General features: G+C 71.4%; 31 protein-coding genes and 1 pseudogene. 20 read left to right on the forward strand and 12 right to left on the reverse strand.

Going from position 1 to position 25441, the window contains the following annotated elements:
• Positions 1-35: 35 nt before the first annotated feature.
• Genes CT688_RS06740 through CT688_RS06750 form a run of 3 tightly spaced genes read right to left on the reverse strand, consistent with a single transcriptional unit; the run spans position 36 to position 1993 of the window.
• Positions 36-635 carry an energy-coupling factor transporter transmembrane protein EcfT gene (locus tag CT688_RS06740; protein ID WP_107756265.1) on the reverse strand — a complete coding sequence of 200 codons (600 nt, stop codon included), beginning with the start codon at positions 633-635 and terminating at the stop codon, positions 36-38.
• Positions 636-1394: an energy-coupling factor ABC transporter ATP-binding protein gene (locus CT688_RS06745; RefSeq protein ID WP_231750538.1), complete on the reverse strand. Its 759-nt coding sequence runs from the start codon at positions 1392-1394 to the stop codon at positions 636-638.
• The gene (locus tag CT688_RS06750; protein ID WP_107756266.1) at positions 1391-1993 is read right to left on the reverse strand and encodes a biotin transporter BioY; all 603 of its coding nucleotides are present in this window, start codon (positions 1991-1993) and stop codon (positions 1391-1393) included. The genes CT688_RS06745 and CT688_RS06750 overlap by 4 nt, the downstream gene beginning before the upstream one ends.
• A 168-nt stretch (positions 1994-2161) precedes the next feature.
• Between CT688_RS06750 and CT688_RS06755 the strand changes: the two genes are divergently transcribed.
• Positions 2162-3409, forward strand: a complete 1248-nt coding sequence (locus CT688_RS06755; protein WP_107756267.1) for a hypothetical protein — start codon at positions 2162-2164, stop codon at positions 3407-3409.
• Between the two features lie 46 nt (positions 3410-3455).
• On the opposite strand, the gene CT688_RS06760 is transcribed toward CT688_RS06755, so the two are convergent.
• From CT688_RS06760 to CT688_RS06770, 3 genes are all read right to left on the reverse strand, one after another.
• Positions 3456-4001, reverse strand: a complete 546-nt coding sequence (locus tag CT688_RS06760; protein ID WP_107756268.1) for a TetR/AcrR family transcriptional regulator — start codon at positions 3999-4001, stop codon at positions 3456-3458.
• Positions 4002-4078: 77 nt separating this feature from the next.
• Positions 4079-4783 (reverse strand): ABC transporter ATP-binding protein, encoded by a 705-nt coding sequence (locus tag CT688_RS06765; RefSeq protein ID WP_107756269.1) that lies wholly within the window; start codon positions 4781-4783, stop codon positions 4079-4081.
• Positions 4780-5907, reverse strand: coding sequence for an FtsX-like permease family protein (locus CT688_RS06770; protein ID WP_107756270.1), 1128 nt, complete (start codon positions 5905-5907; stop codon positions 4780-4782). The genes CT688_RS06765 and CT688_RS06770 overlap by 4 nt, the downstream gene beginning before the upstream one ends.
• A 66-nt stretch (positions 5908-5973) precedes the next feature.
• Between CT688_RS06770 and CT688_RS17940 the strand changes: the two genes are divergently transcribed.
• Positions 5974-6108: a hypothetical protein gene (locus tag CT688_RS17940; RefSeq protein WP_255412671.1), complete on the forward strand. Its 135-nt coding sequence runs from the start codon at positions 5974-5976 to the stop codon at positions 6106-6108.
• A pseudogene (locus tag CT688_RS06775) lies at positions 6098-6652 on the forward strand (ATP-binding domain-containing protein); the annotation flags it as partial. The gene CT688_RS17940 and the pseudogene CT688_RS06775, both read left to right, overlap by 11 nt.
• A gap of 108 nt (positions 6653-6760) precedes the next feature.
• Here CT688_RS06775 and CT688_RS06780 read toward each other — a convergent pair.
• From CT688_RS06780 to CT688_RS06800, 5 genes are all read right to left on the reverse strand, one after another.
• Positions 6761-7219: an Hsp20/alpha crystallin family protein gene (locus CT688_RS06780; protein WP_107756271.1), complete on the reverse strand. Its 459-nt coding sequence runs from the start codon at positions 7217-7219 to the stop codon at positions 6761-6763.
• Between the two features lie 124 nt (positions 7220-7343).
• Positions 7344-8840: a lamin tail domain-containing protein gene (locus CT688_RS06785; protein ID WP_107756272.1), complete on the reverse strand. Its 1497-nt coding sequence runs from the start codon at positions 8838-8840 to the stop codon at positions 7344-7346.
• Positions 8841-9103: 263 nt separating this feature from the next.
• A complete protein-coding gene (locus tag CT688_RS06790; RefSeq protein WP_107756273.1) occupies positions 9104-9793 on the reverse strand; it encodes a YceI family protein in 690 nt (229 codons plus the stop codon).
• An 82-nt stretch (positions 9794-9875) separates the two neighbouring features.
• Positions 9876-10508, reverse strand: a complete 633-nt coding sequence (locus tag CT688_RS06795; RefSeq protein ID WP_107756274.1) for a response regulator transcription factor — start codon at positions 10506-10508, stop codon at positions 9876-9878.
• On the reverse strand, positions 10505-11731 hold the full coding sequence (locus tag CT688_RS06800) for a sensor histidine kinase (protein ID WP_107756275.1): 1227 nt from the start codon (positions 11729-11731) through the stop codon (positions 10505-10507). The genes CT688_RS06795 and CT688_RS06800 overlap by 4 nt, the downstream gene beginning before the upstream one ends.
• A gap of 154 nt (positions 11732-11885) precedes the next feature.
• Between CT688_RS06800 and CT688_RS06805 the strand changes: the two genes are divergently transcribed.
• Both CT688_RS06805 and CT688_RS06810 read left to right on the forward strand, forming a co-directional pair.
• Complete coding sequence (locus CT688_RS06805; protein ID WP_107756276.1) at positions 11886-12944, forward strand: FtsX-like permease family protein; 1059 nt, start codon at positions 11886-11888, stop codon at positions 12942-12944.
• Between the two features lie 65 nt (positions 12945-13009).
• Positions 13010-13756 (forward strand): ABC transporter ATP-binding protein, encoded by a 747-nt coding sequence (locus CT688_RS06810; RefSeq protein WP_107756277.1) that lies wholly within the window; start codon positions 13010-13012, stop codon positions 13754-13756.
• Here CT688_RS06810 and CT688_RS06815 read toward each other — a convergent pair.
• The gene (locus CT688_RS06815) at positions 13753-14112 is read right to left on the reverse strand and encodes an Rv2640c family ArsR-like transcriptional regulator (protein WP_107756278.1); all 360 of its coding nucleotides are present in this window, start codon (positions 14110-14112) and stop codon (positions 13753-13755) included. The genes CT688_RS06810 and CT688_RS06815 overlap by 4 nt on opposite strands.
• Before the next feature lie 101 nt (positions 14113-14213).
• Between CT688_RS06815 and CT688_RS06820 the strand changes: the two genes are divergently transcribed.
• The 15 genes from CT688_RS06820 (at position 14214) to CT688_RS06885 (ending at position 25419) form a co-directional block, all read left to right on the forward strand.
• Positions 14214-14669, forward strand: a complete 456-nt coding sequence (locus CT688_RS06820; protein ID WP_107756279.1) for an ArsI/CadI family heavy metal resistance metalloenzyme — start codon at positions 14214-14216, stop codon at positions 14667-14669.
• A gap of 140 nt (positions 14670-14809) precedes the next feature.
• A complete protein-coding gene (gene hisD / locus CT688_RS06825) occupies positions 14810-16150 on the forward strand; it encodes a histidinol dehydrogenase (protein ID WP_107756280.1) in 1341 nt (446 codons plus the stop codon).
• A complete protein-coding gene (locus CT688_RS06830) occupies positions 16147-17283 on the forward strand; it encodes a histidinol-phosphate transaminase (protein ID WP_107756281.1) in 1137 nt (378 codons plus the stop codon). The genes hisD and CT688_RS06830 overlap by 4 nt, the downstream gene beginning before the upstream one ends.
• Positions 17280-17903, forward strand: coding sequence for an imidazoleglycerol-phosphate dehydratase HisB (gene hisB / locus CT688_RS06835; RefSeq protein ID WP_107756282.1), 624 nt, complete (start codon positions 17280-17282; stop codon positions 17901-17903). The genes CT688_RS06830 and hisB overlap by 4 nt, the downstream gene beginning before the upstream one ends.
• Positions 17904-17910: 7 nt before the next feature.
• Positions 17911-18276, forward strand: a complete 366-nt coding sequence (locus CT688_RS17690; RefSeq protein WP_234414853.1) for a hypothetical protein — start codon at positions 17911-17913, stop codon at positions 18274-18276.
• Entirely contained in the window at positions 18273-19157 is an 885-nt protein-coding gene (locus CT688_RS06840; RefSeq protein WP_234414854.1) for an MFS transporter, read from the forward strand. The genes CT688_RS17690 and CT688_RS06840 overlap by 4 nt, the downstream gene beginning before the upstream one ends.
• The gene (gene hisH, locus CT688_RS06845) at positions 19154-19816 is read left to right on the forward strand and encodes an imidazole glycerol phosphate synthase subunit HisH (protein WP_107756283.1); all 663 of its coding nucleotides are present in this window, start codon (positions 19154-19156) and stop codon (positions 19814-19816) included. Before CT688_RS06840 ends, hisH begins: the two co-directional genes overlap by 4 nt.
• 22 nt (positions 19817-19838) lie before the next feature.
• Entirely contained in the window at positions 19839-20168 is a 330-nt protein-coding gene (locus CT688_RS06850) for a hypothetical protein (protein ID WP_107756284.1), read from the forward strand.
• Positions 20168-20923 carry a bifunctional 1-(5-phosphoribosyl)-5-((5-phosphoribosylamino)methylideneamino)imidazole-4-carboxamide isomerase/phosphoribosylanthranilate isomerase PriA gene (priA, locus tag CT688_RS06855; RefSeq protein ID WP_107756285.1) on the forward strand — a complete coding sequence of 252 codons (756 nt, stop codon included), beginning with the start codon at positions 20168-20170 and terminating at the stop codon, positions 20921-20923. The genes CT688_RS06850 and priA overlap by 1 nt, the downstream gene beginning before the upstream one ends.
• Positions 20924-20983: 60 nt before the next feature.
• Positions 20984-21898 carry an inositol monophosphatase gene (locus CT688_RS06860; protein ID WP_107756286.1) on the forward strand — a complete coding sequence of 305 codons (915 nt, stop codon included), beginning with the start codon at positions 20984-20986 and terminating at the stop codon, positions 21896-21898.
• A 7-nt stretch (positions 21899-21905) separates the two neighbouring features.
• Positions 21906-22679, forward strand: a complete 774-nt coding sequence (hisF, locus tag CT688_RS06865) for an imidazole glycerol phosphate synthase subunit HisF (RefSeq protein WP_107756287.1) — start codon at positions 21906-21908, stop codon at positions 22677-22679.
• Complete coding sequence (gene hisI, locus CT688_RS06870; RefSeq protein ID WP_107756288.1) at positions 22676-23029, forward strand: phosphoribosyl-AMP cyclohydrolase; 354 nt, start codon at positions 22676-22678, stop codon at positions 23027-23029. The genes hisF and hisI overlap by 4 nt, the downstream gene beginning before the upstream one ends.
• Positions 23030-23033: 4 nt before the next feature.
• Positions 23034-23213 (forward strand): 4-oxalocrotonate tautomerase family protein, encoded by a 180-nt coding sequence (locus CT688_RS06875; protein WP_017836066.1) that lies wholly within the window; start codon positions 23034-23036, stop codon positions 23211-23213.
• Positions 23210-24778: an anthranilate synthase component I gene (locus tag CT688_RS06880; RefSeq protein WP_107756289.1), complete on the forward strand. Its 1569-nt coding sequence runs from the start codon at positions 23210-23212 to the stop codon at positions 24776-24778. Before CT688_RS06875 ends, CT688_RS06880 begins: the two co-directional genes overlap by 4 nt.
• Entirely contained in the window at positions 24775-25419 is a 645-nt protein-coding gene (locus CT688_RS06885) for a TIGR02234 family membrane protein (protein WP_107756290.1), read from the forward strand. The genes CT688_RS06880 and CT688_RS06885 overlap by 4 nt, the downstream gene beginning before the upstream one ends.
• Positions 25420-25441 lie beyond the last annotated feature (22 nt).

Raw genomic sequence — 25441 nt, forward strand, 5'->3', positions numbered from 1 at the left:
TGGGCTCGGCCCCGGAGTTCGCCCCGCCGGGGCGCTCAGTCGTCGACGCCGCGGGCCGCCAACGCGTCGCCGAGCTGGTCGGCCGTGGTGAGCGCCCCGAGGACGGTGGGTACGACCAGCGCCCTGATCGACATGCCCAGACCGCGCGCCCTGCGGGCCTCGGTCACCTGCCGGAGCTGCCGGGCGAGCAGGGGGATCGCCCGGATCGTCAGGACCAGTACGAGCGCCACCCGATCCGGCGAGACCCCGACGCGGCGCAGTGGCTGGGCGGCCCTGGTGACCGCGTCGAGCATGTCCGAGACCCTGGTGGTCAGCGCGACGAGGCCCGCGACCGCCACCGCCACCAGAAGCGCGCCGCTCACCCGGATCGCGGTGTCGAGGTCGGCGACGATCCACTGCAGCACCAGGATCGCGATCAGCATCGGCAGCACGGGACGAACCTGGTCCCAGGCCGCGCCCGGACGAATCCGCCCGACCGCGTAGAGCGCAGCGGCGAACCCCAGTGCGGGCAGGACGTGCCAGGCCTGGCGCACTGACAGTGACACCGCGAGGATCAGGGCGCAGACCAGGAGGATCTTCACCCCCGCCGGCAGACGGTGGAGCAACGAATCGCCGGGCTGGTAGGTGGCGAACACCTAGATCTCCGTGCCCGATCCGGTATCCGAGCCCGAGCCCGAGCCCGAGCGCAACGCGATCCGGCGGTACCCGGACAGCGCGGCCGCGGGGGCGTCGTCGATCACCACCCGCCCACCGTCCACCACCAGCACACGGTCGAAGTCGGCGACCAGCCCCAGGTCGTGGGTCACCACCACGAGTTGTTGGGAGAGACCCGCGAAGGTCTCGGCCACCAGCGCGCGGTTGCGCAGGTCGAGCAGGGTGGTGGGTTCGTCGGCCACGATCACCGAGGGCTCGATCACCAACACCGCCGCCAGGGCGAGGAGTTGCTTCTGGCCGCCGGACAGCAGGTGGCAGGGGTGATCGGCGTGGTCGGAGAGGTTGTAGGTGGCGAGCACCTGCTCGACCCGTCGTCGTCGATCCTCGCGGCTCAGGCCCGACCGGCGCAGGGAGAAGTCGACGTCCTCCGCCACGGTGGGCATGACGATCTGGGTGTCGGGATCGGTGAAGCAGAAGCCGACCCGGCGGCGGACCCGGGCGCCTTTGCGGTGGGTGTCGAGGCCGTCGACGGTCACCGTGCCCGAGGAGGGGACCACCAGACCGTTGATCATCCGCGCGAGCGTCGACTTGCCGCCACCGTTGACGCCGACGATCCCGATACGCCTCTCGGTCAACACCAGATCGATGTCGGTGAGGACTGACCTGTCGCCGTAGGAGTGGGAGACCCCGTCGAACCGGATCTCGGTGCCGCGGTCGTCGGCCACGCGGGGGCCGGTCACGCGGGGGTCGGACGCTGCCCACGCAGCGGAGCGATCAGACCGGGCCGCGCCTTGTGGACCTGTACGGCGACGACGGCGGTGACGACCGCCTTGACGAGGTCGCCGGGGACGAAGACGCCGTTCGCCGCGATCGCGGCCGTCAGTGTCAGCTCGGTGCGGATGAGCATGCCCACCACGCCGAAGGCGTAGATGACCACGATGCCACCGAGGATGTTGATGAGCAACCCGGGGATCAGACGGTAGCGGGGCATCATCAGGGCGGTGAGAAGCCCGATCACGACGACGGCCGGGAGCCAGCCGAGGAGGAACCCCGCGGTGGGGCTCGCCAGCGCGGTCAGAGTGGTGCGGCCGCCGGCGAGGACGGGGAGCGCGAGACCGATGACGATGACCGCGAGCACCGAGAGCAGACCCTTGCGCCAGCCCAGCAGCGCGCCGGCGAGCATGACGCCGAGCGTCTGCAGCGTGATCGGAACGCCCGCGGAGCCGATGCTGATCTGCCCGGGCAGGCCGAGGACGACGATGAGGGCGGCGAACACCGCGATCTGGGCGAGATCTCGGGTTGCGCTCCGGGCCGGGGCCTGATCGATGGAGGTGCTCACGTGGACTTCCTTGTCACCTGGAGAGTGGATCGACACTGTACGCCGTTCATTGTTGTCCCTGACCCGCCGATTCGCGTCATCGGGGTGGGAGGCTCCGCGTGTTCGGGCGCGGGCCCGGCCGGATTGGCTTAGAGTGATCTGCATCACATCTTTTGGTTCGGGGGGCCAGTGACGACTCGATCCCAGCGCGTCTTCGGCGAGGTCATCGCCGCATTCCTCGTGGCCGTCCTGGCCTTCGTCCACCTGCCGGCTCACGTCAGCGCGCAACCCTTTGCCGTCTACCTGGACGTCGTGGCCGACAATCCGCACGGTGAGTCGGCGGGAGGCTTCTCCACCTCCATGACCACCGACCGCGAGGAGCTGGCCGCGGCGCTCGCCGTGGTGCGCGCCGCGGGCGTCGCACCGGAGCGATACGCGACCCTCACGCGCCAGTACTGGCTGGCGGTCGGTGCTCAGAACGCGGGGATCGACCTCGCCGAGTGGGAGCCGGCCCGGGGGCTGGAGGCGAACCTGGAGACGGTCGACAAGGTGTACGTGAACTACCTGCGGCTGTACAACTCCCACGACGGTTTCTGGTGGACCGGGATGGCCGGGCTGGCCGGGATGTCGTTCGCCGCCGGGTTCTGGGACCTCGACGAGGTGGGGGGCGTGCTCAGCGTGCCCGGGCTGCACGAGGTGGGGACCGGGGTCGGTGACGCGCTGAGTGGAGTGCCGTGGGAGCTGGCGGCCGGGATGCCGCGCGATGTGCGACTGCTGGCCACGGCGGGCCCGACTCTCACGCGCGCCGACGCGGACTGGTACCTGCACCGGCTGCTGATCATGCAGCGCAACATCTTCATGGACATGATCCCGATGCACGAGGCCTACCTGGCAGGGGGGTTGCCGGCGGTCAGGGAGCTCGCGGCGGGCGGGGCGTATGACCAGTACGCGCTCGAGGCCTGGCGGAGGCTCGACGAGGGCTCACCGGAGGGCAGGTCGGAGGCGCTGCTGCGGATGGCGTCGCGGGAGCAGAACCAGATCATCGCCGACCAGTGGGACGCGACGGCGGCCGGCCGAGGGGACGTCGGTCGGGTGCTCACCTACGTCACCACGGTGGGCGGCTCCCCCGATATTCCCGGGGCCTCCACTCTGGGTGGTTTCCGCCCGCTGTCGGTGCGCGCGGATGTCAACGGCCGGCCGACGGTGCTGCACACCCCGCTTCCCGCGTTCAACTGGGCCGATAGGGAGCCACGCTGGGAGTACATCGAGCAGGATCTCGTGCCGGCGTTCCGGTCGCTCGTGCGCGACCGGCCGGCGGAGGCACCGGGCTACCTGGACGTGGACTTCCGGCCGCGGGCCGAGCAGAACCGGATCCTCGCGCGGCTGCCGGTGTTCGCCGGGCAGATGACGACGGGGTGGGCGATCGGGTCGGGGTGAGGCGCGACCCGTCGGAGGCGACCCCGTCGCCGTGCCACCTCACCGGTCACCCGGGCCGATCGATCAGGGCGTCCACCGCGGTGAGAACCTCGTCCAGTGGCCGCCCGCCCTCGATGAGTTCGGAGGCCTTGAACGTCACGGCCATGACCAGCTCGGTCGTCAACTGTGGATCGGAGCGGGAGGACTCGGCGAGCGACTCGCGCAGTGGGGTGGTCATCTCGGTGTGCATCCGGGTCAGCCGCTCCCGTGCCGGACCGTCGGGGAGCTGCGCGGCCAGCGCGGTGAGGATCGCGTGGTCACCGGCGGCGACCAGATCCAGGGTGGTGTGCACGTAGGCCACGACCCCCCGACGGCCGCCGCCCGCGTCACGCACTGCTCCCGTGACGGTGTCGATCCACCGTGGCATGAGATCCTCCGCCACGGCGACGACCAACTCCGCGCGCGAGGAGAAGTAAGTGTAGAAGTTCGACCGTGTCATGCCCGCCCGGGTGGTCAGCTCGTTGATGTCGGGAGGGGTACCGGGGGCCTCGGAGAGCATCGACCGGGCCGCGTCGAGCAGGGCCCGACGCTTGGCGTCCCGGTGTTCGCCCACGGTGGGGGCGTCGATACGTGGAATGTCGGTCTCCCGTCACCTTCTCGGCGGAGGCCCGATCATACGTGTCCTTCAGGTCACACGTGCGCGTGCAGCCGGCCGTCGACCATCTCCAGGACCCGGTCGCAGTGTTCGAGGATCTCGTGGTCGTGTGTGACCAGAACCGTCGCGACGCCGTTCTGATGGGTCTCCTCCGCGAGTAGGCGCACCACGTCGTGGCTGGTCCTGCGGTCCAGCGCCGCGGTGGGTTCGTCCACGAGCAGCAGATCGGGCGAGGACATCAGGGCGCGGGCGATGCCCACCCGCTGACGCTCGCCGCCGGACATGGTGGCCGGGCGGCGGCGCGCGCGGTGGGTCAGACCGACGGCCTCGAGCAGGTGGTCGGGATCGCGACGCCGGGACCGGTCTCCGCCGAGTGTTCGCACGAGCCGGAGTTGGTCGCGCGCGGTGAGAGCGGGCACCAGGTTGCCGGACTGGAACACGAACCCGACGTGGTCGCGCCGGAACCGGGTGAGGTCCCGGCGACCGAGACCGGTGATGTCGCGCCCGCCCACCTCGACGGTGCCGGAGGTCGGGGACAGCAGTCCGCCGGCCACGGCCAGGAGGCTCGATTTGCCGGCTCCGGAGGGGCCGACCACGGCCAATACCTCACCACGGGCCACCTCGACGTCGACACCGTCCAGTGCGTAGAGGGTCTGGTCGCCGTCCCGGAAGGTCAACTCGACGCCATTCAGGCGAAGGCCCGGGGCGGAGGCGTCGCCGGTGCGTGTGGTGGTGGTCATCGGTTCTCTCCCAGTGCGCTGTGCGGGTCGACGGCGGTGATGCGGATGGTGGCGAGGGTGGCACCGACCAGTCCCAGTGCCAGGAGGAGGACGGCTCCGAGTGCGATGGGTCCGGTCTCGAGGGCGAACGGCATGCCGGTGCCCACCAGGAACGACCCCACTCCCACGCCGATGGCCACACCGACCGCGATGGACCCCGCCAGCAGGATGAAGGCCTGCCCGATCGCGTCGCCCAGGAGTCGCACGGTCGAGGCGCCCATGGCGCGCAGGACAGCGATCTCGCGGGATCGCTGGACGGTGAGGATGGCGAAGAACGCACCGACGACCAGCGCTGAGATGGCGTAGAGGAACCAGGTGATCATCGACATCGTCATCATCTCGGCCTGGTATCCGGGCGAGGAGTCGAACGACTCCTCCAGGGTGCGCGCCGAGGTGTCGGCCGCGGCATCGCCGGTGGCCAGGTCGGGCAACTCGCCGTCGACCCCGGCGAGGGCCACGACGCTGTACTCCTCACGGGCGCCGGCGCGCGACTCCTCGCCGAAGCGGGTGCCCGCGTGCACGTCCTGCCACGTGGCCAGGGTGGTGAAGGCCATGTCGACGTGGCCGAAGGTGTGTTGGGCGGCCGCGATGCCGACGACCTCGAGGGGGATCCCCAGTCGGTCGACCGTCACCGTGTCGCCCGGGCCGACGGAATCGGCGGCGGTGGCGCTGATGAGGATCTCCCCGTCGGACTGGGGCGCACGGCCTTCGGCCACCTCGGGAACGAGCGGGCCCTCGGGGTCCGCCCCGATGAGGGTGAGGTCAACCGGGGTCCCGGCGGAGGTCCTGGCGTTGATGATCGACAGTCCCATCGGTGTGGCCACCGATACGTCGGGTCGTGCGGCCCAGGCCTCGACCTGGTCGGGCCCGACCACGGATCGGGTGAACGCCGAGTCGGTGCGGGTCTCGGGAGCGAACGCGACGGCCTGGACGGGCATGCGCTGCAGGCCGGAGACGCCGTCGTTGACCAGTCCCGAGGACAGCCCGGCGAGGAGAACCATGAGGACGCTGATCAAGGCCACGACGGAGCCCATCAGGGTGAATCGGGATCGCGCGAAGGTCAGTTCGCGTAGGGCGAGGAACATGGAGGCCTTCCGGCATCGACATCGGGAACGGAGAATATGCTAACATCATGTCAGTATCATGCTGACATGGTGTCGCGAAGATCTCACCCCGGTGTGGTGGGGCAGCGCGTCTCCACTGCGGAGAAGGAACACGAGGTGGACGTCCTCGTGGCCATGCCCGGGGCGGGGATCGTGGCGATCGAGCTCAAGGCGCGATCGTGAGCGCGGCCGTCTGATGATCGTCGGCGACGCCGGGCAGAGCGTGGTCCATCGGACCGGTCGGCCGCCCGTCGACCTGGTGCCGCTGGTGCTCGATCACAATCTGCGAAACACGCGTCAGATCGCGAGTGCCTTCCTGCCCCTGGTGGGACAACGGATGGAGCTGCGCGGCGGCTCGGGGCCCGCGGTCCGTTACGTCGAGGTGCCGGAGGGCACTGACGCCGTAGCGGCCGGTGACGACGAGGCCATGCGACTGCTCGACGAGGGCTGGGAACCGCGGGACGTCGCGTTGCTGACCACCGGATCGCGGCACCCGATGCAGGTCGAGGCGCAGGAAAGCGGGAATGACCCCTACTGGGAGACGTTCTGGAGTGGCGAGGACATCGTCTACGGCCACGTGCTCGGGTTCAAGGGCCTGGAGCGCCGCGCCGTGGTGCTGGTGTGCAACCACCACGACGGCATGGACCGGGTCCGCGAGAGGGTGTACGTGGGGCTGTCTCGCGCGACGGATGTCCTGGTGGTGGTGGGTGATCCCGGTGCGCCGTGAGGCGGCAGGTGAGCGCGTGGACGTTGCCGGGGTGCGCGAGCCGAAGGAAAACCACCGCCCGGCCTGGTGTGGGGCCGGGCGGTGGTCAGGTGGCCACGAGAATCGCGGTCAGCTCCCGAGGTCGGCGGAACCTTCGACGATCTCTGCCTGCTCGGCCTTCCGGGCGCCGTGGGAGACGGAGATCTTGCGCGGCTGGGCCTCCTCGGCCACGGGGATCACCAGGCGCAGCACGCCGTCGCTGTAGTCGGCCTCGATCTTGTCGGTCGCCAGGCCCTTGCCCAGGGCGAGCTGCCGGGCGAAGGTGCCCGACTGACGCTCATGCATGAGCCACTGGGCATCACCCTCCGCCGGCGCGCGGCGTTCGGCACGGACGGTGAGGGTGCGGTCCTCCACGTCGATGTCGATGCTGGAGGGATCGACGCCCGGGAGGTCGATGAGGCCCACGAAGCGATCGCCCTCCTTGTACAGGTCCATCGGCAGAGAGGTGGACGCGGTCGCGCTGCGCAGCCCCTCGCCCAGGAGGCGATCGAGCTCACGGAACGGATCGAAACGGGTGGTGGTGGCCATGATGGTCTCCTTCAGGACTGGTCGGGATGCGCCCGGCGTCTCCGGGATCGCACACGGTTCAACTCACCGCCGTAGTTGAGTATTCCCGACTCAGGTCACAAAATGTGGCTTGAGTCGGGTGCACTCAGATCAGCGCGTCGGCTGGCATGAAGGGTAGGAGCCCCGCGAGGGATCCGGCGCCGAGCCCGGCTCCGGAGACTGACCCGGAGGCCGATCCCGAGCCGGGGTCCGCGTCGTCCTCCACGGTGCACTCACCGGCGTCGGAAACGGCGGTACGCAGACCAAACCCTGCGGTGCCCGCGTCGTCGGCCCACAGGAACCGGACCCGCTCGGCGGTGCCGGTGGCGCCTCCCAGGTGGCACTCGACGGTCTCGCGGTGAGAGGCGAAGCCCTCGTTGGCGAGGTTGGGCATGCCGGCCGGCCGGGCGTAGAGGGTGCCGTCGGTGACGAACCCGGTCCCGTCGTAGGTCATCTCGACCGAGCGTCCCTCGCAGACCTCGTCGCACAGCACCCGCAGGACGCCGGACACCTCGTCGTGGTCGAGGGCCATCACGCCCGTGAACGGGGAGGGATACGTCTGCATCTCGGTCACCGCACCTTCGGCACCCAGCCGCACGAAGTGGATCTTCCCGGTCCCCTCGACGCCCACGGCGAAGGCTCCGCCGAATGCCTCGGGGAGGTACTCGATGGCCTCGAGGCCGGCGTTCGCGCCGATCAGCCCGGTGAGTGAGGTCAGCGAGTACTCGTCCGTGGCGCTGAGCGTGCCGGAATCGCGGCCGGCGGGCAGGACGAAGCGCAGGATCGAGGGGCGACTGGTGCTGCCGGACTCGTTGTCACGCTCGGTGGCCACGTAGATCATGCCGTCCGGACCCACGGTGACGCCTTCGGCATCGGGACGCCCCGAGCCGTCGGGGTACTTCAGGACGAAGGTGCGCGAGAGCGAGTACGTGCCGGCGACCGGATCGTAGGCCAGGACGTACAGCGTGCCGGTGCCGTTGTTCACCACGTAGGCGGTGCCGTCGGCCGCGATGTCGACGCCCGACATGTCGTCGTCCTCGGCGAAGGCGCCACCGAGCGCGACGGGGGTGATCGTCAGCGGGTCGAAGGGCCATGGAGACGTGATGACGGGCTGATCCTCGACTGCCGCGACGTTCCGGGCGTTGCGGGTGGGTTCACCGGTCACGGCGAACCCGCCCGTCATGTCGGGGATACGGCCCCAGGTGGTGGGCGAGTGACCCGACCAGGTGGTGGAGTCGACGATCTCACCGCCCGCGTCCCGGAGGATCACCGAATCGTTGCCGCCGAGCCCGAAGTAGTCCGGGTCCACGTCGGTGTGGACGGACCAGTATCCACCGGACTCGATGGTGGTCCCCTCGGGGATGACGATCGGATCGTGCGTGGGGTCGTCGTCGATCAGCGTCCAGCCCGAGACATCCACGTCCTGCTCTGTGTCGAGGTTGGCCAGCTCCACCCAGTCGCCCACGGCGTCACCGTTGGACTCGACCTCGTTGATCACCACGCTGGTGGCGGGAGCGGCGGGGGCGGCGGCGGGTATCGCCAGCGCCGCGCCGGCGGCGAGAGCGACCGTGAGGACGCCTGAGCAGATGGTCCGTGAGCGCATCGGGGGCCTTTCCTGGGCAATGGCTGAGTGACTGACCAGGTGACCGTAGGAGGGTCTGGTGCCGGGTCCCTGTCGGCGGGGTGGCGACCAGCTGAACAGTCGTTGTCGTCGGCTGCCGCACGACGGCGAGTGGGCCCGGTCCGGGAGCCGGCCCGAACCGGTGCTCACCCTGAGCCTGATTCTCTTCCTGGCGGCCTAGCCCGGGGGAGCGGTGCATCCGCTTCCGACGGGGGAGCAGGAAGCGTATCGAAACCGAGGCACGGCTACTGCCGGGCCAGGCTCACCAGGAAGTCGATCGTTCCGGCCGGTTCCACGGCGACGAAACCGAGGCTCGGCGGCTCGACCCCGACCTCGGCCCAGGTGAGGGGGACCGCGCCGGAGGCGATCAGGGCGTCGCCCGTCCGCAGGACGGTCACCTCGGTGTGCTCACGCACGGTCGTGCCCTTGATCGTCAGCTCGACCACCATCGGGATCGATACCGTTGTGCCGTCCGACGGCACCGCAGCCAGATCCACAGGTTCGGCCACGGTGAGTGTCGCCGAGGGATGGGACCCGGTGTCGAGGATCTGGGGGGAGCGGGCCTGAACGTCGCGCTGGTCGATGTCCGTCTCGATTCCCGCCACCTGCACGTCGAACGATGCGGACTCGAGGGTGGTCCCGGACACGACCGCCCGCCCGCTCACCTGGTCGGTGCTGCCGACGACGGTGACCGGCTCCCCCCGCAGGATCTCGTTGACCGTGTACCCGGCGGTCGTCTCGTTGGGCGCGGTCCCCGGCACCACCACCCACGTGCCCTCCAGGGTGCCGGTCGCCTCCTCGGCTCCGTCGACGGAGACGGTCGCGGCCGGCGCGTCGTCACCTCCACGCACGGCCTTGTAGAGGTAGGGCGCTGCGATCAGCGCGACGACGACGATGACGACGACAGCGCCGATGATCCAGGGGAGTCTCCGCATGGGACGAGCTTAGAAACTGCGGCGAGGTGGGCGGATGAGTATCGACTGAAGATCACGCCGAGGTCAGGACACGCAGTAGTCGCTACACCACCCCGAGCTCGCGGGCCCTGGCCACCGCGGCCGTCCGGGACGTCACACCGAGTTTGTCGAAGACGTGCACGAGGTGCGTCTTGACCGTCGCCTCCGACACGTGCAGGGACGTCGCGACCTGCCGATTGGTCTCGCCCGTCGCCACCGCCCGCAACACCTCCACCTCGCGATCGGTCAGCACCGGCCGTGGGTCGCGCAGCCGGGTCATCAGAGTGGCGGCGACGGTCGGGGAGAGCGCGCTCTCCCCGGCCGCCGCGGCGCGGACGGCGGCCAGCAGCTCGTCGGGACCGGCGTCCTTGAGGAGGTACCCGCAGGCCCCGGCCTCGATCGCCCCGATGATGTCCGCATCGGTGTCGTGGCTGGTCAGGACCAAGACCTGCGGTGGTGACTCGAGTGCGCGGAGTCGCCGGGTCGCCCTGACGCCCGCGGAGGCGTCACCCGCGAAGCGCAGGTCCATGAGCACCACGTCCACGTCGCCGATCCGCGCCCGCTCGACGGCGCCGTCAGCGGTGGGGACGTCGGCCACCACCTCGATGGCGGGGTCCGAAGCGACCAACGCGCGAAGTCCCGTCCGGACCACCGCGTGATCGTCCGCGATCAGAACGCGCACGCTCGTCGTCGTCATGTCCCCGAGCCTCCCACCACCGTCGGGAGCACGGCGCGGATCGTGGTTCCCGCGCCGGTCTCGGAGCTCACGTCGAACTCTCCTCCCAGCCCGGACACCCGACGCGCCATCCCGTCCAGACCGAACGATGCGGTGGGCCGAGGCGCGGCGACGTCGAAACCCCGACCGTCATCGCGTACCTCGAGCGCGACAGCGGTGGATGACCCGGTCAGCGTCACCTCCACCCTCGAGGGTGAGGCGTGTGTGACCGCGTTCGCCAACGCCTCCTGCGCCACGCGGACGAGCACGGCGGCGACCTCGGGGGGTGGGTCGACCTCGAGGGAGCAGTCCGCGGTCACCTCGATCCCCGGATGCTCCGCGCGGGCCCGCTCCGCGACACGGCCCAGTGCGCCCGCGAGCGACACGCCGTCGAGCGGAGCCGGGCGTAGCGCGGCGATGAGGCGGCGGGTCTCGGTGAGGTTCTCGCCGGCCACCTCTCGCGCGAGGCGGGTCTGGTCGACGGCCGGGTGCGAGGGGTCCGCGCGCTCGACGGCGTGCAGCAACATACCGATGCTCGCGAGCCCCTGGGCGACGGTGTCGTGGATCTCGCCGGCAAGGCGGGCCCGCTCGGCTTCCCGGCCCACCTCCCGCTCCCGATGAGCCAGCTCGGAGCGGGTCCTGACCAGCTCGGCGATCACCTCGCGCCGTGCCCGGGACTCCCGGTCGAGCGCCCGGACGCCGGTGCCCAGCCCCACCGCGACGAGCGCCCCCACCGCGGGGCCCACGACCCCGGCGGGAGTGAACCCCCCGTGCATCCCCAGGGCCATCATCGCCACCGTGGCGAGTGCCGCGACCGCCGCGATCCCGGCCCACACGGGCAGGAGGAACTGGGCCAGGAAGAACAGCGGAAACGCCAGGTAGGCGGCCTCCGGCACCCGGATCACCAGGACCGACCACAGCGCCAGCACAGCGGCGAGCCACCACAGTCTCGCGGCCCGGCCGGTCCCGTGTAGGTGGTCCCACACGGTCCCGGCCAGGTACACGGCGGTGAATCCGACCGCAGCCGCCACCGCCACGAGGTCCGGTTCGCCGGCGGTGTCCCGGTGCGCGCTGACCAGCGTGAACGCGAGCAGGGCCGCCACGAGGGTGTGCAGGGCCACCTGCAGTTGGGTGAAGACCGCCCGGACGCCGGCCGACTCGGGAGGCAGCTCTGCGCTCGCTCGGGGGCGGGACGGGCCGGTCACCCGGTCGACGCTAGCCGTTGCCGTCGCCCCGGGCATCCATCGAAGGATGGATGCGGCGATCGACCTTCCGGGTGCGCGAGACCATCCGCTCGGGCGATTCGGGGGACCCGGCCGGCGACCAACCTGGACGCATACCACCACGAGAGGACACCCCATGTTCTTCGCACTCCGCGACCTGCGCACCGCGCGGGGCCGCTTCGCGCTCATCACGGGCGTCGTACTGCTGCTGTCCGTACTGGTCGCCGGCCTGCTCGGGCTCACCGCGGGTCTGGCGCACCAGAGTGTGTCCGCGCTGCGGGCCCTGGGCAGTGGCGACTCGACCTTCGTCCTACCTGCCGACGAGGACGGGGCCGTGGACCTCGATCGCGCCTCCCTCACCGGCGAGCAGGTGGACCGGGTGACCGAAGCCGACCCCTCAGCCGTCCCCCTGGGCGTTGCCCGCATCCGCGTGGACGACGGGACCGAGACCGGCGCCTCGGCCGTCGCCGTGGGTCTCGGCGGCCCCGTGGGATCGTTGACGCCGCCCGCATCGGGGGAGGTCCTGACCTCTACAGGCGTCGACGACGAGGTGGGCGCCGGTGGGACCGTACTCAGGGTCGACGGCAGCGCTCTGCGCGTCACCGGAGGGGTCGGCGACCTGTGGCATTCGCACACCCCCGTCGTCGTCACCGACTTGGCCACGTGGCGCGGGCTCGCCCCGCGCGGTGGGGCGGCCACCGCCGTCGCCGTCTCATCCGAGGGGCCGGGGGCGTCCAGGGGCCCGGCGGCCCAGCCCGGTCTGACGGGGGTCGACGCCGAGGGCCTGGTGTCCTCGCTGCCCTCGCACCGCGCCGAGAACACCTCGCTGAACACCATGACGTTCATGCTGCTGGCGGTCACCGCGCTGGTCGTGGGAGCGTTCTTCGCTGTCTGGGGCCTGCAGCGCCGCCGTGACGTCGCGGTGCTCAAGGCCCTGGGTGCGTCCACCGCCGCGGTGGTGCGCGACTCCGTCGGCCAGGCGGCGATCGTCCTGGTGGTGGGCATCGGAGGCGGCGTGGGGATCGCCGCGCTGTTCGGGGTGGTGGCGCCAGGGGCGGTGCCCTACGTCGTCTCGCCCGCCACCACCGTGCTCCCCGCCCTCCTCCTGGCGGTCCTCGGGCTGGCCGGAGCCGCCGTCTCTCTGCGCCCCGTCGTCTCCGCGGACCCGTCCACCGCCCTCGGTGCGCTCCGGTGATCCGGAGTCCCCACCGCGACGGCGCGACCTCGTCGTCACACCCTCTACCTCTCCAGGAGAACCCCATGTCCCATGCCACCGTTCACGGTGCCGCTGGCCTCGACCCCACCGCGACCGCCGGGTTGCGGATGGAGGACGTCGTCCTGACCTACCCCGACGGCGACGGCCGGCTCACCGCCGTGGACCGCGTCTCGTGCGGGATCGACCGCGGCCGCAGTCTCGCGGTGACCGGGCCCTCCGGCTCGGGCAAGTCCAGTCTGCTGGCCGCCGCGGCCACGCTCACCCCGCCGGATTCCGGTCACGTGTGGTTGGCGACCCGCGACGGCGAGGTGGACCTGGCGGCGGTGAGTGCCCGCCGGGCGGCCGAGCTGCGCCGGACGGAGATCGGCATCGTCTTCCAACAGTCCAACCTGGTCGAGTCCCTCACCGCGCGCGAGCAACTCGAGGCCATGGCCTGGCTCGGGGGACGGCCGTCGCGTGCGCGCCGGACGGCGGTGCGGGTGCGAGCCGACGAACTCCTGGACAGGGTTGGCCTGGGGCCGATGGCCGATCGGTCCGTGGGAGCCCTGTCGGGAGGGCAGCGCCAGCGGGTGGCCGTCGCACGAGCGCTGGTCCACGGTCCGTCGATGCTCCTGGCGGACGAGCCGACCAGTGCGCTGGACTCGGAATCGGGCGCCGTCGTGATGGACCTGCTCCTGGCCACGGCGCGGGAGTTCGACGTGGCGCTGATGCTGGTCACGCACGACGAGGGGGTGGCGGCGCTATGTGACGCACGCATACACCTGGTGGACGGTGCGGTCCGGTTCGGCTAGGTGCAACAGTTCGGGTCGAGCGCGGCGCGCAGGGCGTCGATCGCGGACCCGCGGGCACGGTGGAACACGCTCATCCCGCGCCGCTCCGACTCGATCATCCCGGCCTCGCGGAGCCGGCCCAGGTGATGGGAGGTGGTCGACTCCGCGACGCCGGTCGCGGCGGACAGATCTCCGGTGCGGACCTCGCCGTCGTCACTGGTGAGAAGGAGCGACAGCAGTCGGATCCGGACCGGGTCGGCGAGGGCCTTGAGACGCAGCGCGATCTCCACGGCGTCCTCGTGGCCGATCGGCCCCGCCGATACGGGCGCGCAGCAGACCGGCGAGCTGACGTCGAGGAGGGGCAGGGCCTTGGGCATGTCCGCGAGTCTAACCCAGCTTCTTGACGAATATCGAAAAGGCTGCTTGCCTGGGCGGTGCAACAATTTCGATATACATCTCAGTGGTGGAGGTTCCGACCATGTCCCGTGTGCAACTCGCCCTCAACGTCGACGACGTCGACGAGGCCGTCCGGTTCTACTCGACGCTGCTGCGCGTCGAGCCAGCCAAGCGCAAGCCCGGCTACGCCAACTTCGTGGTGGAGCAGCCGCCCCTCAAGCTGGTCCTGCTCGAGAACCCGGGCCAGGGAGGCTCGCTCAACCACTTGGGCGTCGAGGTCGAGTCCAGCGAGCAGGTCCACGGCGAGATCGCGCGACTGACCGACGCCGGCCTGTTCACCGACGAGGAGATCGGCACGACCTGCTGCTTCGCCACCCAGGACAAGGTGTGGGTCACCGGCCCGGGAGGCGAGCGGTGGGAGATCTACACGGTCCTGGCCGACTCGGAGACGTTCGGGACGTCGCCGGTGGTGGGTGACACCACCAGGAACGACGACGAGGCCGGCGCCGATTCCGAGGGTGGCGCCTGCTGCGCGTGAGCGGCCGGAGGGTGCGCCCGACCGCGTCGACGACACCCGCGAGGGTGGCATGGCACGGGCCCGGGCCCGGGCGCACCTAGACTGGTTCGCGGCCGTCGGCCGGTTGCTCGACGTCCCGTGATCAAAGGAAAGGCCACACCATGCTCTCCCGCATCGACCTGCGCGGTCGCACCCTCGGTACCGCCGAGCTGCGTCGCACACTCCCGCGAGGCGCCGCCGACGTCGACTCCGTCGTCGGCACCGTCCGCCCGGTGGTCGAGGCGGTCCGGGAGCACGGGGCCTTAGCCGCGCTCGGCTACGGCGAGAAGTTCGACCGGGTGCGGCCCGCCTCGGTGCGGGTCCCCGCCGAGGTCATCACCGAGGCCGGCGAGGCCCTCGACCCTGACGTGCGCGCGGCCCTGGTCGAGGCCATCCGCCGCGCGAGGATCGTCCACTCCGCCCAGCGGCGCTCGGACACCGTGACCGAGGTCGCCGCTGGCGGCTTCGTCACCGAGAAGTGGGTCCCCGTCGAGCGGGTGGGCCTCTACGTTCCCGGCGGCAAGGCCGTGTACCCGTCGAGCGTCATCATGAACGTCGTGCCGGCACAGGTCGCGGGGGTCGGTTCCCTCGTGGTGGCCTCCCCGCCCCAGGCCGACTCCGGTGGCTGGCCCCACCCCACCATCCTCGGCGCGTGTGCTCTGCTCGGGGTGGACGAGGTCTGGGCCGTCGGAGGCGCCCAGGCCGTGGCCCTGCTCGCCCACGGCGGCGAGGACACCGACGGACGCGAGCTCGAGCCCGTCGACATGGTCACCGGCCCCGGCAACGTCTACGTCACCGCCGCCAAGCGACTGTGCCGCAGCGTCGTGGGGATCGATTCGGAGGCCGGTCCCACAGAGATCGCCGTCCTGGCCGACCACACGGCCGACCCGGTCCACATCGCCTACGACCTCATCAGCCAGGCCGAGCACGACCCCAACGCGGCGAGCGTGCTGGTCACCGACTCCGAGCAGCTCGCCGACGCCGTCGCCCGGGAGGTCGGGGCCCGCTACACCGTCACCCTCAACTCGGGCCGCGTGCGCGAGGCGCTCGAGGGCCCGCAGTCGGGCATCGTCCTGGTGGACGACATCGACGCTGGCCTGCGCGTGGTGGACGCGTACGCGGCCGAGCACCTGGAGGTGCAGACCCGTGACCCGGCGGGCGACGCCGCCCGCGTCCGCAACGCCGGGGCGATCTTCGTGGGTGCCTACTCCCCGGTGCCGCTCGGCGACTACGCGGCGGGCTCGAACCACGTCCTGCCCACCTCGGGGACCGCACGCCACTCGTCCGGGTTGAGCGTCCAGACCTTCCTGCGCGGTATCCACGTCATCGACTACGACCGGGCCGCCCTCAAGGAGATCGCCCCGACGGTCGTGTCGCTCGCCGACGCCGAGCGACTGCCGGCCCACGGTGAGGCCGTCCGGGCCCGCTTCGAGGACCTCGCCGCCGAGGAGGGACAGAAGTGAACGACACCCCCCGTCGCGGCGTCGGCCTGGACGCGCTGCCACTGCGCGAGAACCTGCGCGGCACGAGCGCCTACGGAGCCCCACAACTCGAGGTGCCGGTGCAGCTCAACACCAACGAGAACCCGCACCCGCCGAGCGCGGCGCTGGTCGCCGACATCGCGGAGGCGGTCTCCGCGGCCGCGGCCGACCTCAACCGCTACCCGGACCGGGACGCCGTCGACCTGCGCACCGACCTCGCCGCCTACCTCACCCGGCAGACCGGCGTGGAGGTGGACGTGGACATGGTGTGGGCGGCCAACGGCTCCAACGAGATCCTCCAGCAGTTGCTGCAGGCCTTCGGCGGGCCCGGGCGCAGCGCGATGGGATTCGTCCCCAGCTACTCGATGCACCCGATCCTCGCTGCGGGCACGGACACCGAGTGGATCCCGGTCGACCGGGGTGCGGACCTGGCGATCGACGTCGAGGCCGCGCTGGCGGCGATCGCCGGCCACCGCCCCGACATCGTCTTCCTCACGACACCCAACAATCCGACGGGCCACGTGATCGAGCTGGACGACCTGCGGCGGCTGATCGGCGCGGCACCGGGGATCGTCGTGGTCGACGAGGCGTACGCGGAGTTCTCCCCCTCGCCGAGCGCGTGCACGCTCCTGGCCGAGTTCCCGGCGAAGCTGGTCGTCTCGCGCACCATGAGCAAGGCCTTCGCGTTCGCCGGCGGGCGGCTCGGGTACTTCGCGGCCGACCCGGCGTTCGTCGACGCGGTTCTGCTCGTCCGCCTGCCGTACCACCTGTCGGTGATCGCGCAGGCGGCCGCCGCGGCCGCGCTGAGGCATGCCGACGAGACCCTGGCCTCGGTCGCGCTGCTGGCCGAGGAGCGCAAGCGTGTCACGGCGGGACTCGAGTCGCTCGGGTACGACGTGCTGCCCAGCGAGGCCAATTTCGTGCTCTACGGACCCTTCGAGGACGCGCCCCGTGCCTGGCGCCGCTACCTCGACTCCGGCGTGCTCATCCGCGACGTGGGCATCCCCGGCCGTCTTCGTGCGACCATCGGGCTGGAGAGCGAGAACGACCGGCTGCTGCAGGTGAGCGCCGAGCTGGCGGGAACAGAGATCACCACCACGAGGGAGAGACGATGAGCGAGCAGGGTGGACGAGTGGGTCGCGTCGAGCGCACCACCAGGGAGTCGTCGATCGTCGTCGAGATCGATCTCGACGGCACCGGCCGGACGGAGATCGCCACCGGCGTCCCGTTCTTCGACCACATGCTCACCGCGTTCGGTCAGCACGGCGCGTTCGACCTCACCGTGCGCGCGACGGGCGACGTCGAGATCGAGGCGCACCACACCGTCGAGGACACCGCCATCGTGCTGGGACAGGCGCTCGGGAAGGCGCTGGGCGACAAGCGGGGCATCCGCCGGTTCGGCCAGTGTTCGATCCCCATGGACGAGACCCTCGCCGAGGCGGTTGTCGACGTCTCGGGCCGCCCGTACTGCGTCCACAGCGGAGAACCCGACGTCATGATCGGGTACGTCGTCGTGGGGCACGACAGCGCCCCGTACGGCACCGTGCTCAACCGGCACGTCTTCGAGACCCTCGCGTCGCACGCCCGTATCGCGCTGCACGTCCGCGTGCACTACGGGCGCGACCCCCACCACATCACCGAGGCGGAGTACAAGGCCGTCGCCCGGGCGCTGCGCGCCGCGGTCGAACCGGATCCCCGCATCAGTGGGATCCCCTCGACCAAGGGCGCCCTGTGATGGCGAAGTGACACACGGCGTCACCACGCCGGGCGGGTTCGCTCAACTGGCCCGGACCCGCGGTGTGCCCGCGGCGTTCATCCTGGTCCTGCTCGCCTTCGGCGGTTTCTCCCTGCTCCTGCCCGTGGTGCCTCTCGCTGTGCTGCGGGGAGGGGGGAGCGACCTGGTCGCCGGGGCGACCACCGGTGTGTTCATGACGGTCACCGTGCTGGTCCAGCTGCTCACCCCGAGGATCACCGCGGCGATCGGGTACCGGTGGGTGCTCGCGAGCGGGAGCGCGCTCCTCGGTCTGCCGTCGGGTCTGCTCGCCCTGTTCGACGCGCCGGTCGCGGTGCTGGCGGTCAGTGGTGTCCGGGGGCGGGCTTCGGCATGATGACGGTCGCCGGCTCCGCGCTGGTCGCGGAGCTCGCGCCACCCGGGATGCTCGGCCGAGCCACCTCGCTGATCGGCCTCGCGGTGGGCATCTCCGAGGCGATCTTCCTGCCCGTCGGGCTGTGGCTGCTGGAGGTGTTCGGTCTGGCCACGGTCGCCTGGAGCGCCACGGCCTTCGGAGTTCTCGGCCTGCTCGCCGCCGCACGACTCCCCGATGTGCACCCAGCCCCCGCGAGGCCCTCCGACCCGTCCGCGCTCGGCCGCCGGGCGATGATCGTGCTGCTCGCCGGGCCGTTCCTCGTCATGGTGGCGGTCTCCCTGCCCTACGGCGCCGCCGCGTCCTTCCTCTCACCCGCCCTGGACTCGATCGTCTCGGGGAGCGGAGCGGTCGTCGCGGGGGTCGGTCTCGGCCTCCTCGGGGTGGGCGTGATCGTCGGCCGCACCTTCGCCGGCCTCGTCTCCGATCGGCGCGGGCCCGGCGCGCTGGTCTGGCCCGGGCTCGCGTTCTCGGCGCTCGGCATGGCCGGGATCGCCGGCCTGCTCACGCTGTCGGCGAACCCGTGGTGGTTCATCGCCCCCACCGTGGTGTTCGGACTCGGGTTCGGCGCCGTGCAGAACGAGGCGCTCGTCGGGTCCTTCGAGCGGATGCCGCGCTCGCGCCTGGGGACCGCGTCCGCCTCGTGGAACATCTCCTTCGACGCCGGCACGGGCCTCGGATCGGTGGTCATGGGAGCGGTCGCCGGGTTCGGCTACGTGGTCCTGTTCATGGTGGCGGCGGGAATCGTCCTCGTCGTGGGCGGCCCCGCGGCGGTGGGCGCCCGGCGCACCCGGCCCGCGCGTGATCTGACCGTGCTGCATCGGGACGATAAAGTGGGGTCATGACCTCACTGGCCCCGCAGGTGGCGCTCCTCGACTACGGCTCGGGCAACCTCCGCTCCGCCCACCGCGCGCTGGAGCGTGTCGGTGCGCGGGTCGAGCTCACCTCCGACCCCGGGGTGGCCACCGAGGCGGACGCCCTCGTCGTCCCGGGGGTCGGAGCGTTCGCGGCGTGTATGGAGGGCCTCCGGGCCGTCAAGGGACCACGGATCATCGGCGAACGCCTCGCCGGCGGTCGGCCCGTCCTGGGAATCTGCGTCGGGATGCAGGTCATGTTCGAGCGGGGGACCGAGTTCTCGGACGGCGAGCACGCCGAGTCCGGGGCGGCGGGATGCGGCGAGTGGCCCGGTGTGGTGGAGCGGTTGGAGGCGCCGGTGCTGCCGCACATGGGGTGGAACACCGTCGAGGCGCCCGAGCACAGTGTGCTGTTCGCCGGAATGCCCTCGGACGAGCGCTTCTACTTCGTCCACTCGTACGGCGTGCAACGGTGGGCGATGGAGCCGTCCGACCACCTGACCCCGCCGGATGTCACCTGGGCCCGGCACGGCACGAGGTTCGTCGCCGCCGTGGAGAACGGCCCCCTGTCGGCCACCCAGTTCCACCCCGAGAAATCGGGTGACGCCGGCCTGCAGCTGCTCGAGAACTGGATCCGATCCGTTGGCTGACCGCCGGGCTCGCCCGGCGCCCGTGTCGTTCGCGGCCCTCGCACTGGGGGTCTGCGGGGCGGGAGTGGTGTCCCTCGGTCTGACCGCCCTGGCGGTGGCGATGCTCCCGCTTCCGCCGGCCGGTCGCGCCGTGGTCGCGGTGGCCGGTGTGCTGCTGACCGTCGTGGCGATGGGCGGGGTGTCCACGCGGCTCACCGACCGGGCTATCCGTGCCGAGTACGGAGACGAGCCCGGGGATGAGCCACGTGACGAGGCGGAGTTCGGCGGCGAGACGCACCTCGAGGAGCCGCCGTGCGCGTCGGGACCGGCCGAGGGCGATGGGGAGCCGCCCCGGGCGGACGGACTACGCTGATGCCCGTGACCAACGCTTCTTACCTCGAACTGCTGCCCGCCGTGGACGTCGCCGACGGGCAGGCCGTCCGTCTGGTGCAGGGGGAGGCCGGAACCGAGACCTCGTACGGTTCGCCGCTCGAGGCCGCGATGCAGTGGCAGCGGGACGGCGCCGAGTGGGTCCACCTGGTGGACCTCGACGCCGCCTTCGGTCGCGGGACCAACCGCGACCTCCTGGCCGAGGTCGTCGGCGCGCTCGACGTCAGGGTCGAGATGTCCGGGGGGATCCGCGACGACGACTCGTTGGAGGCCGCGCTCGCGACCGGGTGCGCGCGGGTGAACCTGGGGACCGCCGCGCTGGAGAACCCGGAGTGGTGCGCCTCCGCGATCGCCCGCCACGGGGACCGCATCGCGGTGGGCCTGGACGTGCGCGTGATCGACGGCGAACCCCGACTCCGTGGCCGCGGGTGGGTGTCCGACGGCGGCAATCTCTGGGAGGTGCTGGAGCGTCTCGACAAGGACGGCTGCGCGAGATACGTCGTCACCGACGTCTCCAAGGACGGGATGCTGAACGGCCCCAACCTCGAGATGCTCTCCCAGGTGTGCGCGGTCACGGGTGCGCCCGTGGTGGCGTCGGGAGGGGTGTCGTCCGTGGCGGACCTGGAGGCCATCGCGACGCTGGTGCCCCAGGGCGTCGAGGGTGCGATCGTGGGCAAGGCCCTCTACGCGGGCCGTTTCACCCTCCCCGAGGCGCTCGCCGCGGTGAGCGCCCGCTGAGCCACCGGTGACCAGCCGGTGGCTCCATCCGACCGTTTGACCTCGAGCAGGAGGCCCGAGATGACCGATCAGACCGGAAACACCCTGCCGACGGACCTGTCCGTCGACCCCGCGGAGGCGCTGGCACTGGCGGCCCGCGTCCTCGAGGAGGTCACCCCCCGCTTCGTCGAGGGTCTCGGCGCCGAGGGCACCCGCGTCAAGGGCTCGCGCAACGATTTCGCGACCGAGCTCGACCTCGAGCTCGAACGCCGGATCTCCGACGCCCTGCGCGAGGGGACCGGCCTCGAGGTCCACGGGGAGGAGTACGGCGGGCCGCCGGTCAACGAGGGGACCCTCTGGGTGGTCGACCCGATCGACGGCACGGCCAACTACTCCCTCGGCATACCCACCACCGGCATCCTCGTCTCGCTGGTTCACGAGCGGCAGCCCGTTCTGGGCCTGACCTGGCTCCCGCTGCTCGGGATGCGGTTCACCTCGATCGCCGGGGGTCCGCTCAAGGAGAACGACGAGGAGATCCCGCGGATCGCCGACGTCTCCATCCGCGACGTGGCGCTGGGCCTCGGGTCGCTCAACACGGGGGCCCGCACGACCTATCCGCCGGCCTACCGCCGGGAGGTGTTCGAGCAGCTCACCCTCGACGCCGCGCGCACACGCAAGTTCGGGTCGACGGGAGTCGACCTGTCGTTCGTGGGCTCGAGCCGGTTGTCCGCCGCCGTGAGCTTCGGCAACTACGCCTGGGACAACGCGGCGGGCGCCTCCCACATCCGCGCGGCGGGTGGAGTGGTCACCGACCTGGCCGGTGAGCCGTGGTCGATCGACTCCCAGTCGATCCTCGCGGCCGGCCCGCGGGCCCACGCCGAGGTGCTCGGCACCATCCGCGAGCTGGGCGAGCCCGGGAACTTCTTCGAGGCCGGACGCCGCCGGGCCACCCCCGGGCCGGACGGCAACCGCCCGTGGCTCGACGGGGAACGGTGACCCGGGTATGACACTCGCCACCCGGGTGATCCCGTGCCTCGACGTCGACGCGGGCCGCGTGGTCAAGGGCGTGAACTTCCTCGACCTCCGGGACGCCGGGGATCCGGTCGAGCTGGCCGCCGCCTACGACGCGCAGGGCGCGGACGAGCTGACCTTCCTCGACGTCACGGCCTCGTCCTCGGGCCGCGGAACCATGCTCGACGTGGTCACCCGCACGGCCGAGCAGGTCTTCATCCCCCTCACGGTGGGGGGCGGGGTGCGTACCGCCGAGGACGTGGACCAACTCCTGCGGGCGGGCGCGGACAAGGTCAGTGTCAACACCGCCGCCATCGCGCGTCCCGAGCTCCTCGACGAGCTCAGCAGGCGCTTCGGTTCGCAATGCATCGTCCTGTCGGTCGATGCGCGAACGGTTCCCCAGGGAGAGCCACCCACGCCGTCGGGCTGGGAGGTCACCACCCACGGTGGCCGTCGGGGCACCGGCATCGACGCCGTCGAGTGGGCCCGTCGCGGACAGGACCTGGGGGTGGGGGAGATCCTGCTCAACTCGATGGACGCCGACGGCACCAAGGCGGGATTCGACCTGGACATGATCCGTGCGGTGCGTGCGGCGGTGACCATTCCCGTGATCGCCTCGGGCGGGGCCGGTGCGGTGGAGCACTTCGCTCCCGCCGTCGCGGCCGGAGCCGACGCGGTCCTCGCGGCCAGTGTCTTCCACTTCGGTGAGATGACCATCGGCGACGTCAAGAAGGCCATGGCGGCCGAGGGGGTCACGGTCCGATGAGCGATCCGGTCCTGGACCCGTCCGTCGCCGACCGGCTCACGCGCACCGCGGACGGCCTGATCGCGGCGGTGGTGCAGGACGCGTCCGACGGCCGGGTCCTGATGATGGCGTGGATGGACGACGCCGCTCTCGCCGAGACCCTGGCCACGCGGCGCGGGGTGTACTTCTCGCGCTCGCGGGGGACGCGGTGGGTCAAGGGGGAGACCTCCGGTCACGTCCAGCACGTGCGCAGCGTGGAGATCGACTGCGACGGCGACACCGTGTTGTTGAAGGTGGACCAGACCGGGGCCGCCTGCCACAACGGCACGCGGAGCTGTTTTGACACCCACACACTCCTCGGGGAGGAATGATCCTGTGCCCTTCATCCAGATCAACCAGCTCGACGGGATGGACCCGCAGTCCAAGGCGCGGGTGATCGAGGCCGTCACCGCCGCCTACGCCGAGGCCTCGGGCAAGGACCCGGCCAAAGTCTGGGTGCACGTCAACGACATGCCGCGCGACTCGTTCGGGATCGGCGGCCGGGTCGTCGGATGAGTACCACGACCACCACCTTCGAGCAGTTCCGGGCGCTCGCCGCCGGTCACCGAGTCGTCCCCGTGGTGCGCACGGTGCTGGCCGACTCCGAGACCCCGCTGTCCGCGTACGACAAACTCGCGGACGACCGACCCGGGACCTTCCTGCTCGAGTCGGCCGAGCACGGTCGATCGTGGTCACGGTGGTCCTTCATCGGCTGTGGCTCGGCCGCCGCGCTGACCGTCGACGAGACGGGCGAGGCCATGTGGTGGGGACACGTGCCCGCCGGCGCACCGACGGGAGGGGACCCGCTCGACGCCCTGCGCCGGACCCTCGATCTGCTGCGAACCGATCAGATCGCGGGCCTGCCACCGCTGACGTCCGGGCTGGTGGGGTACCTCGGCTACGACATCGTGCGCCGTCTCGAACGGATCGCCCCTGACACCGCCGATGACCTGCACGTTCCGGAGCTGGTCCAGATGCTGGCCACCGACCTGGCCGCGTTCGACCACCACGAGGGCCGGATCCACCTGATCGCCAACGCCGTCAACTGGGACGGGAGCGACGATCGAATCGAGCAGGCCTACGACGACGCGGTGGCCAGGGTGGACGCGATGACGGCGAGGCTCGCGGCGCCGGGCGGCGGCGGGGTCAGCGTGTTCGACACCCCGGACCCGCAGGTGATCCGTCGCACCGACGAGTCGACGTATCACGCGCGGGTGGCCGACATCATCGAGCAGATCTACTCCGGCGAAGCCTTCCAGGTGGTGCTCAGCCAGCGCTTCGAGGTGGAGACCTCCGCCTCTCCGAGGGACGTCTACCGCATCCTGCGCACCACCAACCCGAGTCCCTACATGTACCTGATGACGGTGCCGGACGGGTCGGGAGACGACGGTTTCGGTGGCACCGCGTTCACCATCGTGGGATCGAGCCCCGAGGCCCTGGTCACGGTGAAGGACGGATTGGCCACGACCCACCCGATCGCCGGAACCCGGCCGAGGGGTGACGACGACGAGCACGACGTCCTGCTCGCGAAGGACCTGGTGGAGGACGCCAAGGAGAACGCCGAACATCTGATGCTGGTCGATCTGGGCCGCAACGACCTCGGCCGGGTCTGCGAGCCGGGCTCCGTCGTGGTGACCGAGTTCCGTCAGGTCGAGCGGTACAGCCACGTCATGCACCTGGTCTCCACCGTGACAGGTCGTCTGGCGGAGGGGCGCACGGGCATCGACGCCGTGACCGCCTGCTTCCCGGCGGGCACCCTGTCGGGCTCGCCCAAGCCCCGCGCGCTGCAGATCATCGAGGATCTCGAGGACACCCGTCGCGGCGTCTACGGGGGAGTGGTCGGATACCTCGACTTCGCCGGGAACACCGACCAGGCCATCGCCATCCGGTCCGCCGTGCTCAAGGACGGCACCGCCTACGTCCAGGCAGGTGCCGGGATCGTCGCCGATTCGGTCGCGGCGTCGGAGGACCAGGAGTGCCGCAACAAGGCCATGGCCGTCCTCCGGGCCGTCGCGGCCGCGGACACCCTGCGGCCCGCGGGGTCCACGGGTGGAACCCACCCCACGGGGGAGGGCCGGTGAGTCAGAGCACACGTCTCCGCCTCCCGGTGGTCCTGCTGGTGCTCGGAGCCGCCCTGTTGTGGATCGCCTCCCGCATGGTGTGGGTGGACGTGGTCGCGTTCAACGACCAGTCGGGCGAGGTCCGACGGGCCCTGACGGGTTCCCAGTGGCAGCCGGCGCTGGTCGCGGTGGCGTTGGGTGCTCTGGCCGCGGTGGCCGCGGTGGCCCTGGTGAGGGGAACGGGGGCTCGGGTGGTCGGCGCCGTCATCGCCCTGCTCGGCCTGGCCACCGGCGCGGTGCTGTTCTCGGCCGTCGGCGGGGTGGACTCCGGCCGCGTGCACTCGACGGTGACGGGCGAGGAGGAGTTCGGACGCACCAACGCCGGCCCGGGCTCCGCCGACGCCCAGGCGATCCCGGAGTGGTCGGAGATCACCGAGGTCTCGACGCGCTCGGCCGGGCCGGCGCTCACCGGGGCCGGGGCAGCGGCACTCCTCGCCGCGGGCGCCGTCCCCATGATCTGGCCGACCCGTCGGGTGCGGCGCGACGATCGCTACGTGACGCCCGCCGCACGTCGCCAGGGCCGGGGGACCGGCGAGTCCGCCGTGGACACCGGCACTGACCTGTGGCAGGAACTCGACGAGGGTCGCGATCCCACGGGGTGAGCCCGGCGAGAGCGGGTCCCGA

Origin of the sequence: Dietzia sp. JS16-p6b (assembly GCF_003052165.1) — a bacterium.
GTDB lineage: Bacteria > Actinomycetota > Actinomycetes > Mycobacteriales > Mycobacteriaceae > Dietzia.